Source organism: Bradyrhizobium sp. F1.4.3 (assembly GCF_040548375.1).
Taxonomy (GTDB): domain Bacteria; phylum Pseudomonadota; class Alphaproteobacteria; order Rhizobiales; family Xanthobacteraceae; genus Bradyrhizobium.
This window is the reverse complement of record NZ_JBEPRN010000001.1, coordinates 1,243,580-1,258,366: the sequence shown is the minus strand read 5'-3', so window position 1 is coordinate 1,258,366 and position 14,787 is coordinate 1,243,580. Positions and strand designations below refer to the sequence as shown.

At 64.7% G+C, this 14,787-nt stretch carries 12 protein-coding genes; all 12 read left to right on the top strand.

All coding sequences use genetic code 11. The annotated features are described in order from the left end of the window. Positions 1-5: 5 nt before the first annotated feature. The gene (locus ABIB73_RS06130) at positions 6-1,301 is read left to right on the top strand and encodes an aminotransferase class III-fold pyridoxal phosphate-dependent enzyme (RefSeq protein WP_354222152.1); all 1,296 of its coding nucleotides are present in this window, start codon (positions 6-8) and stop codon (positions 1,299-1,301) included. Beyond that, positions 1,298-2,980 carry a long-chain-fatty-acid--CoA ligase gene (locus ABIB73_RS06125; protein WP_354222151.1) on the top strand — a complete coding sequence of 561 codons (1,683 nt, stop codon included), beginning with the start codon at positions 1,298-1,300 and terminating at the stop codon, positions 2,978-2,980. Before ABIB73_RS06130 ends, ABIB73_RS06125 begins: the two co-directional genes overlap by 4 nt. A gap of 106 nt (positions 2,981-3,086) precedes the next feature. Then, positions 3,087-4,019: an N-carbamoyl-D-amino-acid hydrolase gene (locus tag ABIB73_RS06120; protein ID WP_354222150.1), complete on the top strand. Its 933-nt coding sequence runs from the start codon at positions 3,087-3,089 to the stop codon at positions 4,017-4,019. A 5-nt stretch (positions 4,020-4,024) separates the two neighbouring features. Further along, on the top strand, positions 4,025-4,693 hold the full coding sequence (locus ABIB73_RS06115) for a flavin reductase family protein (RefSeq protein ID WP_354222149.1): 669 nt from the start codon (positions 4,025-4,027) through the stop codon (positions 4,691-4,693). A gap of 124 nt (positions 4,694-4,817) precedes the next feature. Continuing rightward, the gene (hydA, locus tag ABIB73_RS06110; protein WP_354222148.1) at positions 4,818-6,287 is read left to right on the top strand and encodes a dihydropyrimidinase; all 1,470 of its coding nucleotides are present in this window, start codon (positions 4,818-4,820) and stop codon (positions 6,285-6,287) included. 16 nt (positions 6,288-6,303) lie between these two features. Beyond that, complete coding sequence (locus ABIB73_RS06105; RefSeq protein WP_354222147.1) at positions 6,304-7,278, top strand: NAD-dependent epimerase/dehydratase family protein; 975 nt, start codon at positions 6,304-6,306, stop codon at positions 7,276-7,278. A 1-nt stretch (position 7,279) separates the two neighbouring features. Beyond that, positions 7,280-8,029, top strand: a complete 750-nt coding sequence (locus tag ABIB73_RS06100; protein ID WP_354222146.1) for an SDR family oxidoreductase — start codon at positions 7,280-7,282, stop codon at positions 8,027-8,029. Then, positions 8,026-9,462 carry an NAD(P)-binding domain-containing protein gene (locus ABIB73_RS06095; protein ID WP_354222145.1) on the top strand — a complete coding sequence of 479 codons (1,437 nt, stop codon included), beginning with the start codon at positions 8,026-8,028 and terminating at the stop codon, positions 9,460-9,462. The genes ABIB73_RS06100 and ABIB73_RS06095 overlap by 4 nt, the downstream gene beginning before the upstream one ends. A 107-nt stretch (positions 9,463-9,569) precedes the next feature. Further along, a complete protein-coding gene (locus tag ABIB73_RS06090; protein WP_354222144.1) occupies positions 9,570-11,189 on the top strand; it encodes an ABC transporter substrate-binding protein in 1,620 nt (539 codons plus the stop codon). 41 nt (positions 11,190-11,230) lie between these two features. Further along, positions 11,231-12,265: an ABC transporter permease gene (locus ABIB73_RS06085; RefSeq protein WP_354222143.1), complete on the top strand. Its 1,035-nt coding sequence runs from the start codon at positions 11,231-11,233 to the stop codon at positions 12,263-12,265. Beyond that, positions 12,262-13,110, top strand: a complete 849-nt coding sequence (locus tag ABIB73_RS06080) for an ABC transporter permease (RefSeq protein WP_354222142.1) — start codon at positions 12,262-12,264, stop codon at positions 13,108-13,110. The genes ABIB73_RS06085 and ABIB73_RS06080 overlap by 4 nt, the downstream gene beginning before the upstream one ends. Continuing rightward, positions 13,107-14,777 (top strand): nickel ABC transporter ATP-binding protein NikE, encoded by a 1,671-nt coding sequence (gene nikE / locus ABIB73_RS06075; protein ID WP_354222141.1) that lies wholly within the window; start codon positions 13,107-13,109, stop codon positions 14,775-14,777. Before ABIB73_RS06080 ends, nikE begins: the two co-directional genes overlap by 4 nt. Positions 14,778-14,787: the final 10 nt, after the last annotated feature.

The window sequence follows — 14,787 nt, the reverse complement described above, 5'->3', positions numbered from 1 at the left end:
TTGCCATGAGCAGATTGTTGCGAACTGGGCTGAATGCGGGCGACAGCGCGCCAATGGCCGTGGTCGGCGGCGAGGGCGTCTACTTTCATCTTTCGGACGGCCGTAAGCTCATCGACGGCAGCAACACTGGCGGCGGTCTCGGACATCGTCATCCCGCGATGGTGGAAGCGATCCGCCGCGCGGCGGATACGCCGGTCGTGAACGAAGGTTGGAGCTGGGTTGGGCGCGAGCAGGCCGCGGACGATCTGATGGCCATTGCGTTCAAGGGCGAAGAGGATTGGGTCGGCGCGGTGCGCTTCTGCATCAGCGGCAGCGAGGCCAACGACATGGCGCTGTCGCTGTGCCAGGCCTTGACGCAGCGCTCCGCGCTTGCAACGCGCGAGCGCGCCTATCATGGCCTCACGGGTCTGTCGCGCAGCATGACCGTCCAGCCGCAATGGCATGGCGGGCTCGCGGTGCATGCCGGCGGTTCGCAGCGGCCGGCGCCGATGGCGCCGGTGCGGATATTGCCGGCACCGGACGGCGCAATCTACGGCGCGCCGCCGAACAATGCGCCCCCGAGTGAATATCTGACGGATGCCACGCGCCTTCTCTCGGACACTGCGGCGACGATCATCGACTACACGCAGGGCGGCGTCTATTACGACGGCGCATATCAGGATCGGGTGGCGCTCTGCGCGCGGCAGGCGGGTTCATACTGGATCGCGGACGAGGTTGTTACCGGCGCCGGACGTGCCGGACGCTGGTTCGCGTTTCAGGGAGCAAAAAGCCGCCCCGACATCGTGACGCTCGGCAAATCGCTCGGCGGCGGTGCCGCGGCAGTCGCCGCGGTCGTGGTGTCGAAAGCGATCGTCGAGCGGCTCAAGGGTACGAGCTGGCAGAATTACGGCACACTGCGCGGCCATCCGATCAGCATGGCCGCCGTCAGCGCCTACCTGAAGGTCGTCACGGAAGTGAAAATTCTGGAGCATGTGCGGAGCCTCGAAAAGCTGTTCACCCGCCGCCTGCTCGCCATCGCGCAGAAGCATCCCAGCGTGCAGCGCGTGGCGGGGCAGGGGCTGCACTGGACGGTGGAACTGCACGGTCCGGATTGGCGCTCCTGGTGTGCGGACACAACCGAGGTGCCGATTGCCTCGCGCGTGGCGACGCGTGCGCTGGAGGCCGGCGCGGTAATCGGGACCAGCGGAGAACAGACCTCGCTGTTCCTGGCGCCGCCGCTCGTGATCTCCGAGCATGAGGCCGAGTGGCTTCTGGACGCGCTCGACCACGGCCTGGACGTCGCCGACGAGGAGCACGGGTGAGCGCGGATCACGCAACGCTTCGTCGCTCGCCGGCTTGGCCGGCGGATGAGCCTTGGCATCTCACCGTGCCCGAGGGAACGCTCTACGACGCGTTGGTACGTGCGGCGCATGACCGGCCCTCGCATCCCGCGACGGTGTTTTACGGCGCGAGCCTGAGCTATCGCGAACTTCGCGGCCGGGTCGATGCCATGGCCGGCTTCTTGCAAAAGATCTGCGGCGTGACGCGCGGCGACCGCGTCATGATTGCCCTCCAGAACTCGCCGCAATATGTCATTGCCTATTATGCGGTGATGCGGGCAGGTGCCGTGATCGTGCCCGTCAACCCCATGAACAAGACGGCCGAGATCGAGTATCTGGCTAGCGACAGTGGCGCCAAGGTCGCGATCATTGGGAGTGAGTTGAACACCGTGTTTGCGCCGCTGATCGGCGAGGCCACCACCCATGCGATCGTCGCCCAGTATCGCGACGACGTGCCGGCGGCGACGCCCTATACGCTACCGGCATGCGTGACAGAAGCGCCGTCGGAGGCGCCGTCGTCGCCGGGCTGGCACTCCTGGTCGTTTGCGATTGCGCAAGACTTGCGGCCCGGTGTGATGACTGCAGGACCGGACGATCTGATGGTTCTGCCCTATACGTCGGGCACGACCGGAAAACCCAAGGCGTGCATGCACAGTCATCGCAGCGCGCTGTTCACTGCCGTCTTGCAAGCCCGCTGGTACGGGCTCGGCGGCGACGACGTGATGACCGGCTTCATGCCGCTGTTTCACGTCGCGGGCATGCAAGGCTCGATGAATGCCGCGATCGTCACGGGCGCGACGCTGCTGTTGATGGCGCGCTGGGACAGGGATCTGCTGCCGGATCTGTTCGAGGCCTATGGCGTGACGTTCTGGAACGCCGCGCCGACCATGATCGTCGACGTGCTCGCGAGCGCCCGGTTCCGCGACCGATGCTTTGCGAAGCTCAAGGTCTTGACCGGTGGCGGTGCGGCGATGCCGATGGCGGTGGCCGAGCGGCTGAAGGGACGGTTCGGTCTCGATTTCGTCGAAGGCTACGGCATGACCGAGACCATGTCGCCGACGCATCTCAACCCGATGGCCGCCCCGAAGCGGCAATGCCTCGGCATTTCCGTGCAGGAGACCGACGCCAGGATCATCGATCCGGAGAGCCTGATCGAGCTCGAGGACAATGTTGTCGGCGAGATCGTGGTGCACGGTCCGCAGGTCCTAAGCGGCTACTGGAACCGGCCGCAGGCCGATGTGGAGGCATTCATTGATCTCGCCGGAAAGCGGTTCCTGCGCACGGGTGATCTCGGCTATCGCGATGCTGACGGCTATTTCTTCGCCGTCGACCGGCTGAAGCGAATGATCAATGTCAGCGGTTTCAAGGTGTGGCCTGCCGAGGTGGAAGCGGCGATGTACCAGAACCGCGCCATCCGGGAGTGCTGCATCGTCTCCGCGCCGGACAGTTATCGCGGCGAGACTGTCAAGGCGCTGGTGGTGCTGGATGAGGCCGCGCCGGCGACGACGTCGTCCGACGACATCATCGGCTGGGCGCGTAGCGCGATGGCCAGCTACAAGGCGCCGCGTGCCGTCGTCTTCGTCGATCAACTGCCGCGGACCGCGAGCAACAAGATCAACTGGCGGCTGCTGCAAGATGCCGAATGGGGGCGAACCGCGTGAGTGGCGCCAGGCTGGAAAAGCGGTGCGAGGCTGCGTTATGCTGCGCGCGCCGGAAAGTTTTTGAAGCTGCAATGGTCAGCTTCGCCGAGAGGTCAGGAAATTGCTGATGCGTATTGTCAATGTTGCCGCCGCCCAGATGGGCCCGATCCAGAAAGCCGACAGCCGCGAGGCCGTGGTCAAGCGCATGATCGCGCTGATGGACGAGGCCAAGGCCAGGGGAGCCGACCTGATCGTCTATCCGGAACTCGCGCTCACGACGTTCTTCCCGCGCTGGTACGTGGAAGACCGGGCCGAGGCCGACATCTGGTTCGAGCGCGAGATGCCGAACGCGGCGACCCGGCCGCTGTTCGAATGCGCGGCGCAGCACCAGATGGCGATGAACTTCGGCTATGCGGAGCTCACGCCCGACGGCCATCACTTCAACACCGCGATCCTCACCGACAAGTCCGGCAAGATTGTCAGCAAATATCGCAAGATCCATCTGCCGGGTCATGTGGAGTTCGACACCAAGCGCTCGCACCAGCATCTGGAGAAGCGCTATTTCGAGCCGGGCGATCTCGGTTTCAACGTCTGGCGCGAACTCGGCGGCATCATCGGCATGGCCATCTGCAACGACCGGCGTTGGCCCGAGACCTACCGCGTCATGGGCCTGCAGGGCGTCGAGATGGTGGTGATCGGCTACAACACGCCGTCCGTGAATGCGGAGAAGAGCGAGGAGGGCGTCGAGAAACGCCTGTTTCACAACCGCCTCTCCGTGCAGGCCGGCGCCTACCAGAACGCGACCTGGGTGGTCGCAGTTGCCAAGGCCGGCGTCGAGGATGGACACCCGCTGTTTGGTGGCAGCCTGATCGTCGATCCCAACGGCGAGATCGTCGCCGAGGCCAAGACGGAAGGGGACGAGCTTCTGGTCCATCCCTGCGATCTCGATGCCACAACGTTCGGCAAGACCACGATCTTCAATTTCGCGCAGCATCGCCGGATCGAGCATTACGGCCTGATCACCAGCCAAACCGGCGCAGTGCCGCCGCCGGAGAAGTGACGCCGATGGCAGGCAAGGACACATCAGGCATTTCCTTGCGCGAGCTTGATCCGCGGGACCGCTACAAGCTGCTCTGCGGCGTGATCGTGCCGCGGCCGATCGCGCTGGTGACGACGCTGGACGAGAACGGGGCGGTCAACGCCGCGCCGTTCAGCTTCTTCAACGTCTTCTCAGAGAGCCCCGCGCTGATCGTGCTGGGGCTTCAGCACAAGCCGGATCACAGCCCGAAGGACACCACCCGCAACATCCATCGCGACGGCGAGTTCGTGGTTCACATGGTGGACGAGGCGCTGTCGTCGGCGATGAACGATTGCGCGGTCGATTTCCCCTCCGGCGACAGCGAGGTCGCGGCAACGGGGCTTGCGACGCTCGCGTCAGTCGATGTGAAGGTGCCGCGCCTGGCCGCAGCGCCGTTTGCGCTCGAATGCCGGCGCCATGTCGTGCTGAACTTTTCGCCCGATCGCGAGCTTCTGGTTGGCGAAGTCTTGAGAATCCATGCCCGCGAGGGCCTGGTCGACGAGGTCAACATGTATGTCGATCTGGACGCCTACCGGCCGATCGGCCGCATGTTCGGCAATCTCTACACGACGCAGCGGGATACGTTCGCACTGGCGCGCGAGAGCCATGCACAATGGCTCGCGCGCCGGGATACAAAAGAGCTGAAGGACGCCTAGTGACGCGAGAACTGCACCGTACCGAGCGCCATGGTGACGGCGTCGCGCAAGATGCGCGGCCGGGACATGATGGTCTTCCTGCGAAATGGCGATCACTTGCTTCAGGCATATCAAGGAGTGCCTCATGACTGAACCCACCTACGACCTGATCATCCGCGGTGGGCGCGTCGCCACCACGACCGATGTGTTCGAGGCCGACGTCGCCATCTCCGGCGAGACCATCGCAGCCGTCGGCCGCGGGCTTCCGGCGGCCAAGCGCGAGATCGACGCGGGCGGCAAGCTGGTGCTGCCCGGCGGCGTCGACAGCCACGCCCATATCGAGCAATTGTCCGCTGCCGGCATCATGAATGCCGACACCTTCGAGAGCGCGACCGTCTCGGCTGCCTTCGGCGGCACGACCACGGTGATCCCGTTCGCGGCCCAGCATGTCGGCATGAAGCTGCCGCAAGTGGTGGAGGACTATCACGCCCTGGCAAAGAAGGGCGCGGTGATCGACTATGCCTTCCATATGATCATCGCCGACGCCACCAGGGAGACCGTCGAGGAGCACATTCCCGCACTGGTGAAGCAGGGCCATGCGTCGATCAAGATCTTCATGACCTACGACCGGCTCAAGGTCGACGACGAGCCGCTGCTCGACATCCTCCTCGCCGCGCGCCAGTCCGGCGCGATGCTGTGTGCTCACGCCGAAAACCACGGCATCATCGCCTGGATGGTGAAGCGCCTGCTCGCGCGCGGCTACACGCTGCCGAAATACCACGCCGTCAGTCATGCTCGCGTGTCTGAAGCCGAGGCCTTCACCCGGCTGATCGGCATGGCGGCGCTGATCGACCAGCCGATCATGATCTTCCACGTCTCCACGGCCGAAGGCGCCAAGGTGATACGCGACGCGCGCGGGCAGGGGCTCAAGGTTTTCGCCGAGACCTGCCCGCAATATCTGTTCTTGACGGCCGCCGATCTCGACAAGCCCGGCGCCGATGGCGCGAAGTGGATGTGCAGCCCGCCGCCGCGCACGCATTCGGACCAGGAGGCGCTCTGGCATGCGCTGTCGCTTGGCGATCTCCAGACCATCTCGTCGGATCATGCACCGTATCGCTTCGACGAGACGGGCAAGCTGCGAGCGGGCCCCAATCCGAATTTCAAGCAGGTCGCGAACGGTCTGCCCGGACTGGAGCTGCGGCTGCCTTTGTTGTTCGACGCGATGGTCTCGAAGGGGCGACTGGGTCTGGAGAAGTTTGTCGAGCTGACCGCGACGGCGCCCGCCAAAATCTACAATCTGCATCCCCGCAAGGGTTCGATTGCGGTCGGCGCCGATGCCGATATCGCGATCTGGGATCCCAATCGCGAGGTCACGATCGCCGACGAGATGATGCACGACCTCGCCGGCTACACGCCGTTCGCCGGCCGCAAGCTGAAGGGCTGGCCGGTGTCAGTGCTCTCGCGCGGCAGGGTGATCATTGACGGCAACAAGTGCCTCGCGGATGCCGGCAGCGGCAAGTTCCTTGCGCGCAGTGGTGGCGAAGCGGCCAAGCCCACCGGCCGGCTCGTCGCTGATATGGATCCGGAACGGAATTTCGGAGCGAAACTGCTGTGACCGCGGATCGCGCGCGATGAAGATCGTTATTTTCGGCGGCGCCGGGTTTGTCGGGCTCAATGTTGCGGAGGCGCTGCTCGCGCGCGGCCACGACGTGACGCTGCATGATCGCGCAGAGTTGCCGCCGTCCGCGCGGCGATCTCTTGCTGACTACGGCGCACGACTCAAAGCCGTGCAGGGCGATATCACCGACGCAGCAGCCATCGACGCCCTCATCGCCGAAGGCGTTGATGCGATCGTGCTTGGAGCTGCGATCACCGCCGGCGATGAACTGGAGAGAGCATCGACCGCGCGCGTTCTCGAAATCAATGTGATGGCGCAGATCCCGATCCTGCTCGCGGCGATCCGTCATGGCGTTCGCCGTGTCGTCAATCTGTCATCGGCGTCGGCCTATGGCGCCGCGGGTGCGCGGGTCGGTGCTCTGGACGAGGAGACGCCCTGCGATCCCGTCTCGTTCTACGCCATCAGCAAGTTCACGTCGGAGCGATCTGTCGCGCGCCATGCTGAACTCTTCGGCGGCGATTTCCTGAGCGTGCGGCTGAGCGCCGTGTTCGGTCCATGGGAGCGAATTGGCTCGGTGCGCGATACGCCGAGCCTCCAGTATCAGATTGTGGCCGCTTTCGCCCGCGGCGAGGCGGCGATCATGCCTGATACGGGCATGAAGGACTGGACCTATGCGCCAGATGCCGCCGAAGCCGTGGCCGTGTTGATCGAGGCAGAGCGTCTCCGTCATCGGCTCTACAATATATCGAGCGGCGCGGCCTGGTCGGCGCTGCAATGGGGCGAGGCGATTGCGGCGTTGCATCCCGGCTTGCAGTGCCGGCTCGCCGCGCCCGGAGAGAAGACGTTCATCAAGCTGCATGGCGGGGATCGCGCGCCGCTGTCGGTTGCGCGGATGACGGACGAATTCGGCTGGCGCGCGCGGTTCGGCTGCGCCGATTCGGTCGCCGCGATGAGCGCTTGGTGGATGCAGCACAAGGAGTGGTTCTGACATGCGCCTGCAGGGACGCACAGCCATCATCACCGGGGCAGGCTCGGGCATCGGCCGCGCCAGCGCAAAGCTGTTCGCTGAAGAAGGCGCGCGTCTCGCCCTGGTCGATCGCGATGCTGCGGGGCTTGAGGAGACCTTGAGCCTGGTGCGCGAGGCAACGACTCATGTTGGCGACGTCGGTGATGCCGGTTTCGCCGAAACCGTTGTCGGTGATGTCGTGGCGCGACATGGCCGGCTCGATATCCTCATGACTGCCGCGGGCTTCTCCTGCGGCGGTACGGTGCTGACGACGAGTCCGGACGACTGGGACGCGGTGTTCCGCACCAATGTCGGTGGCACCTGGCTGTGGGCGCGCGCCGCCGTGCCGCAGATGCAGCAGCAGAACAGCGGTTCGATCATCACGCTGGCGTCGCAGTTGGCGATCGCCGGCGGCAAGGGCAACAGCGCCTACATCGCTGCCAAGGGTGCGATCGTCAGCCTCACGCGGACGATGGCGGTGGATTTCGCGACCGACAGCATTCGCGTCAACGCGATCGCGCCGGGCGCGATCGACACGCCGATGCTTCGCCGCAGTTTTGCGCGGCACGCCAATTCGGACGAGGTGCGTGAAGCCTCGCGCAACCGCCACGCCATGAAGCGGTTCGGCGAGGCCGAGGAGATCGCGCAGGCGGCACTGCATCTCGCAAGCGATGCATCCTCGTTCACGACCGGCACCGTGATGGTGGTTGACGGCGGTTGGCTTGCGGCATGACTGAGGCGCTGACAAAGCTCGAAGCGGACGTTCGCGCCGATCTCGCCAGGATCGCGCATCCAGGCGCCGCGTGGCTCGAACCGAAGAGGGGGCCGGACGGCAAGCCGGCGCTGGATGTGCTCGTCGTCGGCGCCGGCCAATCCGGCATCGCCATCGGCTTCGGGCTGATGCGCTCCCGCGTCAGCAATATCCTGCTGCTCGACAAGGCCGAGGAGGGCAAGGAGGGGCCGTGGCTCACCTATGCGCGCATGCCAACGTTGCGCAGTCCGAAGGATTATACTGGTCCGGACCTCGATATCCCGAGCCTGACCTGCCAGTCCTGGCACGAAGCGCGCTTCGGCAAGGAGAGCTGGAAGGAGCTCGACCTCATCCCGCGCGGCCATTGGGTCGAATATCTGCTGTGGCTGCGCCGCACGATCGGATTGCCGGTGCGCAACGGCTGCGAGCTTCTTGAGATTGCGCCTGCGTCCGATGGGCTGCTCGCCGCACACGTGAAACGTGCCGAAGGCGTCGAGACGCTCTATGCGCGCAAGATCGTGCTGGCGACGGGGCAGGAGGGCACGGGCAGCTGGATGGTCCCGGAGCCGCTTCGTGATCTCCCGGCCGGCTCGGTCGCGACTGTCGCCGACGATATCGATTTCGACAGCCTTCGCGGCAAGCGCGTCGCCGTGATCGGCGCCGGCGCATCCGCGTTCGACAATGCGGCAACCGCGCTGGAAGCGGGCGCCGGCGAAGTCCATCTATTGTGCCGGCGCGCACAGATCCAGCTGATCCAGCCCTATCGCTGGCTGACCTTTCGCGGCTTCCTGCGTCATCTCAGCGATCTCGATGATGCCTGGCGCTGGCGCTTCATGCGCACCATCCTCGAAATGCGGGAGGGATTTCCGCAGCCGACCTACGATCGCTGTGGGCGTCATACCAATTTCACATTGCACGAGGGCGCGCCGGTCGAGGCGACGCGACAGAGCGATAGCGGCGTTGAATTGCAGACGCCGCGCGGCGTCATCACGGCGGATTTCGTCATCTGCGGCACCGGCATCGACATGAACTTTGCCAGCCGCGGTGAACTCTCCAAATTCGCCGGTAACATCGCGACCTGGGCCGACCGCTATCAACCGCCAGAGAATGAACGCAACGCGCGGCTCGGCCGCTTTCCGTATCTTGCCGACGATTACGCCTTCACCGAATGTGTGCCCGGCGAGACGCCGTGGATCTCCGACATCCATCTCTTCGCCATCGCGTCCACCATGAGCTTCGGTCCGTCGGGGTCGTCGATCAATGCGATGACGACCGCTGTCCCCAAGCTGGTCCACGGTCTGACGCGCGGTCTGTTCCGCGCTGATGTCGGGCATCACTGGGCTTCGCTCAGCGCATATGACGTGCCGCAGGCCGTGGTCACGCGAACGGCGCAAAAAATGGGGGAATCGACATGATTGTCCATGCTCCGCCGCGACGAGGCGTCCCTCCGGGACTGGCGCGCAACTTGCTTGTTTCTTAACCTGCCTTGCTGGCGTTCTTGTCGAAATTCAAGGGAAAACCAATGCGTTTTGTGTCTTTCAGGCCGGCGACCCGCGTCGCTGCCACCGCCGCGCTGCTGCTCGTCGCTACCGCGCCCTCGCGGGCGCAAACCAGGGCGGAAACGCTGCGCTATGTGACCGGCGCGTCGGTCAACACGCTCGATCCCAACATTCCGGGTTCGACCCGCGAGTCCTTCGCGCTGAGCATGAGCACCTACGATCGGCTGGTGGCGTTTGGCCGCAAGCAGCTCAACGGCAAATGGGTGTTCGATCTCGACAAGATCACCGGCGAGCTCGCCGAATCCTACGACGTCAGTCCCGACGGGCTAAAGCTCACCTTCCGTCTGCGCAAGGACGCCAAGTTCCAGGACGGCTCGCCGGTCACGGCCGAGGACGTCAAATGGTCGCTCGATCGCTGCGTCACCGCGCCGATCCTCGGCAAGGCGCAGCTCCTGACGGGATCGTTGACCTCGGCCGATCAGTTCAAGGTGATCGATCCACTGACGATCGAGGTGACGCTGCCCAAGCCCGACAAGCTGGCGCTGCCGAATCTCGCGACCGTCTATCCGATGATCATCAACTCGAAGGTCGCCAAGGAGCACGCGACAGCGGACGATCCGTGGGCCACCGCCTGGCTGAAGGAGCACACGGCCGGCAGCGGCGCCTACGTGGTTGAAACCTTCAAGCCGGGCGAGCAGGTCATCCTCAAGCGCGACGAGGCCTGGAATCGTGGCTCGCCCGACAAGCCGGCCTTCTTCAAGCGCGTGATCGTGCAGTCGGTGCCGGAGCCTGCAACCCGCGCCAATCTTGTCGAGCGCGGCGACGCCGATATCGTCGTCGATCTCCAGGCCAGCGACGTGCAGTCGCTCGAGGCCAAGGGCAAGCTCAAGGTGGTCTCGACGCCGCAATACAACGCGATCACCTTCGTCTCGATGAACAACCAGATCCCGCCGTTCGACAACGTCAACGTCCGCCGCGCCATCGCTTTCGCGCTGCCCTATGACGACATGTTCAAGGCCGCTTTGTTCGGCCGCGGCGCGCCGCTGTTTGGCGCGACCTGGCCGGATGGCAAGCCGGCGAACGGCATCTATCCGTTCCAGGCGCCGGTGAAAGTCGATCTTGACAAGGCCCGTGAATACCTCAAGGCCGCAGGCCTTCCCGAGGGCTTCTCGACGACGTTCAGCTTCAATGTCGGTCAGGCCTCGACCGCGGAGCCGATGGCGGCGCTCGTCAAGGAGTCGCTTGCCAAGATCGGGATCAAGGTCGACATTCAGAAGCTGCCGGATGCGCAGATGTCGACGCAGATCAACGAGAAGAAGCTGCCCTTGTTCACCGAAGGCATCGTCGCCTGGCTGCCCTCCACCGACTATTTCTACCGCAACTTCTACACCGGCAATCAGCGCTGGAACTACAGCTCGATCAACAATCCCGAGTTGGCCGCGATCGCGCAGGAGGCCCGCTTCGAGCCCGACAAGGCCAAGTACGAGGAGGACGGCCGCAAGCTCAATGCGATCCACTTCAGCGAGATGCCGCAGATTCCGCTGTGGCAGCCGAACCAGGACGCGGTGATGGCTTCCTCGATCGAAGGCTACACCTACGAATTTCATCGGCAGGTCGACTATCGTGATGTCAGCCGCAAGTGACGTTAGCAAGTGACTTGCGCAAACAAGAGGAGCTTTGAAAGGTGACGAGCGGTCTTGGTGCAACGATGCTGCGGGCGGGCAGGCGGCTGCTGTCGTCGCTGCCCGCGCTGTTCGGTGTGCTGGTCTTCACCTTCCTGTTGATGCGCGTCCTGCCCGGAGACCCCGCGGTGTTCTTCGCCTCGGGGCCCAATGCCGGCAAGGAGGAGATCGAGCAGATACGCAAGCAGATGGGGCTCAACAAGTCGGTGCCGGAGCAGCTCGTGTTCTATCTCTCCGACATCGGCCACGGCAATCTCGGCCGCTCCATGATGACGGGGCAGCCGGTTTTGAAGGATCTGCGCGAGCGGCTGCCGGCCTCGCTGGAGTTGACCTTCACCGCACTGCTGATCGCACTTGTTGCGGCGGTGCCGCTTGGCGTGGTGGCGGCGCTGCGGCCGGGGTCGCTGGTCGATCACGGTGTACGGCTGTTCTGCGCGCTCGGCGTCTGCGTGCCGACCTTCGTCTCGGGCCTGCTGCTGATCTATGTCTTCTACTATCTACTCGGGCTCGCGCCTGATCCGACCGGACGGATCGACGTCTTCACCTCGCTGCCACCGCAACGCACCGGCTTCCTCACGATCGATTTCCTGCTCGCTGGTGACGTGGAGGGCTGGTGGGCGGCCTGCAAGCAGCTGATCCTGCCGGCGGTGAGCATGGCGCTGTTCGTCATCGCGCCGCTGGCGCGGATCACGCGCGCCTCGATGCTGGTCTCGCTCGGCAGCGATTTCGTGCGTACCGCCCGCTCGGTCGGGCTGTCCTGGCACAAGGTGGTTGTCACCTATGCGCTGCGCAACGCGATCCTTCCTGTCATCACCATCGCCGGCATCGTGTTCTCGACCATGCTGGGTGCCAATGTCCTGGTGGAGAAAGTGTTCTCCTGGCCGGGCGTCGCCTCCTACGCGCTCGACGCGCTGTTATCGTCCGACTATGCGCCGGTGCAGGGTTTTGTGCTGCTGATGGCCAGCCTGTTCGTGCTGGTCAATCTGGCCGTCGATATCTGCTATGGCATCGCCGATCCCAGGGTGTCGATCGAATGACCAGCGCAACCCTCCGGCATTCGGTCTGGATCCTGCGCGGAAATCCGCTCACCGGCGTTTCCGCGGCCGGCGTCTTGCTGTTCGTCCTGGTCGCGATTTTTGGGCCCTGGATCGTGCCCTACGATCCCGTGGTCTCGAATGTCTCGGAGGCGCTTTTGCCTCCGAGCGCGGCGCACCTCGCGGGCACGGACCAGCTTGGACGCGACGTGTTCAGTCGTCTGGTCATCGCGGCACGGCTCGATCTGGCCATCGCGGTCGCGGCAGTCGGCATTTCCTTCGTGATCGGTGCCGTCGTCGGTTCGTTCTGCGGCTATACCGGGGGCCGGCTCGACCGCGGGGTCGGCCGCTTCGTCGACGTGATGATGGCGTTTCCGTTGTTCGTGCTGGCGATGGCGATGGTCGCAGCACTGGGCAACCGGATCGAGAACATCGTCATCGCAACCGCGATCATCAATCTTCCGTTTTACATCCGCTTCGCGCGCGCCGAAGTCAATATCAGGCGCAATGTCGGCTGGGTGGAGGCCGCGCGCGCCTGCGGTGAGAGCCATTTCTCGGTGGTGCTGCGCTTCCTGCTGCCAAACATCCTGCCGGCGATGGCGGTGCAGATTTCGCTCAATCTCGGCTGGGCCATTCTCAACGCCGCCGGCCTGTCCTTCATCGGTCTCGGCGTCAAGCCGCCGACGCCGGAATGGGGCATCATGGTCGCGGAGGGCGCGCGCTTCATCTCGACCGGGCGGTGGTGGCTGGTGGCCTTTCCGGGCCTCGCGCTGATGATGGCCGTGCTGTGCTTCAATCTCCTCGGTGACGGGATGCGGGATATTCTCGATCCCCGCATGCGCACATGAGCGAGGACCTGCTCAGGATCGACGACCTCCACGTCTCGTTCTCGACACGGCGTGGCACGGTCGAGGCTGTGCGCGGCGTCACGCTCACGGTCGAGGCCGGCGAGATGCTCGGTCTCGTCGGCGAAAGCGGCTCAGGCAAATCCGTCACCGGTTTTGCGACGACACGACTGCTGGATGCTGCGGGTCGCGTCACCGGCGGCAAGATCCTGTTTCGCGGGCAGGATGTCACGAAGCTCAGGGGCGATGACCTTCGTCATCTCCAGGGCGCCGCCATGTCCATGATCTTCCAGAATCCGCGGGCCGCGCTCAATCCGATCCGCGCGATCGGCTTGCAGATCGCGGACGCGATCCTGACCCACAAGCGGATATCGAAGGACGCCGCGCGCGCCGAGGCGCTGGAGTTGCTGCGCGCCGTCCAGATCCGCGATCCCGAGACGCGGATGAATGCCTATCCGCATGAGCTTTCCGGCGGCATGTGCCAACGCGTCATGATCGCGATCGCTATCTCTTGTAATCCCGCGCTGCTGATTGCCGACGAGCCGACCACCGGTCTCGACGTCACTACGCAGAAGGTGGTGATGGACCTGCTCGCGGACATCGCTGCCGCGCGCGGCATGGCCACGATCCTGATCACGCACGATCTCGGGCTCGCGGCGCGCTATTGCCGCCGGATCGCGGTGATGGAGCGTGGCCGCATTGTCGAAGAGGCCGATCCCAAGACACTCTTCAGCACGCCGCAGCACGCCTATACCAGACGCCTGGTCGCGGCGTCGCCGACTGCGACGTCCCGGATTCAGGATCTCGTGACGGAAGAGGAGAGGGAGCGCCACGCCGCGGTGATCAGCACGCCTAGGCAGGAGCTCGCGCACGGTACGCCGCCGCTGCTGGAAGTGCGGAAGCTCGCAAAGCGTTTCGACCACGGCTCCGCGGCAGTTGCAGACTTCGCGATGACGATGGCCCGCGGCGAGAGCGTCGGGCTCGTCGGTGAATCCGGGTCCGGTAAGAGCACGACGTCGCGGATGATCTGCCGCCTGATCGATCCCAGCGAAGGCGACATCGTGTTCGACGGACAGTCGATCGGCCATGTCGCGTCGCGCGACTTTCACCGCTCGCCGTTGCGCAAAGATATCCAGATGGTCTTTCAGGACCCGAACGAGAGCCTCAACCCGCGCTTCACGGCCTTCGATTGCATCGCCCATCCCCTGATGCGGCTCGATGGCATGCGCGCGGGCAGCGAATTGCGGCAGCGCGTGGAAGAATGTGCCGAGCGCGTGGGGTTGCCGCTGGATCTCTTGCCACGCTTTCCGCACCAACTCTCTGGCGGCCAGAAGGCGCGCGTCGGGATCGCCCGCGCCATTGCCTGCCGCCCGCGGCTTCTGGTGCTGGACGAGCCTACCGCCGCGCTCGACGTCTCGGTGCAGGCGGTGGTGCTGCAATTGCTAGATCGTCTACGACGCGAGAACGACATCGCACTGCTGTTCGTCAGCCACGATCTCAACGTCGTGCGCATGCTCTGCGACCGCACCATCGTGCTGCGCAATGGCGGCATCGTCGAGCAGGGCGAAAGCCGGGCACTATTCGATAATCCGAAGACCGACTACACGCGTAAACTGGTCGAGGCGATACCCCATATCGACACCGGACCGGCATTGGCGGCCGCTCTTTGATGCTCGGGCT

What these genes read in the sequence shown, in the direction of transcription:
- ABIB73_RS06095 (WP_354222145.1), top strand. Translation starts at nt 8,026, where the DNA reads ATGACTGAGGCGCTGACAAAGCTCGAAGCGGACGTTCGCGCCGATCTC.
- ABIB73_RS06105 (WP_354222147.1), top strand. Translation starts at nt 6,304, where the DNA reads ATGAAGATCGTTATTTTCGGCGGCGCCGGGTTTGTCGGGCTCAATGTT.
- hydA (WP_354222148.1), top strand. Translation starts at nt 4,818, where the DNA reads ATGACTGAACCCACCTACGACCTGATCATCCGCGGTGGGCGCGTCGCC.
- ABIB73_RS06120 (WP_354222150.1), top strand. Translation starts at nt 3,087, where the DNA reads ATGCGTATTGTCAATGTTGCCGCCGCCCAGATGGGCCCGATCCAGAAA.
- nikE (WP_354222141.1), top strand. Translation starts at nt 13,107, where the DNA reads ATGAGCGAGGACCTGCTCAGGATCGACGACCTCCACGTCTCGTTCTCG.
- ABIB73_RS06090 (WP_354222144.1), top strand. Translation starts at nt 9,570, where the DNA reads ATGCGTTTTGTGTCTTTCAGGCCGGCGACCCGCGTCGCTGCCACCGCC.
- ABIB73_RS06130 (WP_354222152.1), top strand. Translation starts at nt 6, where the DNA reads ATGAGCAGATTGTTGCGAACTGGGCTGAATGCGGGCGACAGCGCGCCA.
- ABIB73_RS06100 (WP_354222146.1), top strand. Translation starts at nt 7,280, where the DNA reads ATGCGCCTGCAGGGACGCACAGCCATCATCACCGGGGCAGGCTCGGGC.
- ABIB73_RS06080 (WP_354222142.1), top strand. Translation starts at nt 12,262, where the DNA reads ATGACCAGCGCAACCCTCCGGCATTCGGTCTGGATCCTGCGCGGAAAT.
- ABIB73_RS06115 (WP_354222149.1), top strand. Translation starts at nt 4,025, where the DNA reads ATGGCAGGCAAGGACACATCAGGCATTTCCTTGCGCGAGCTTGATCCG.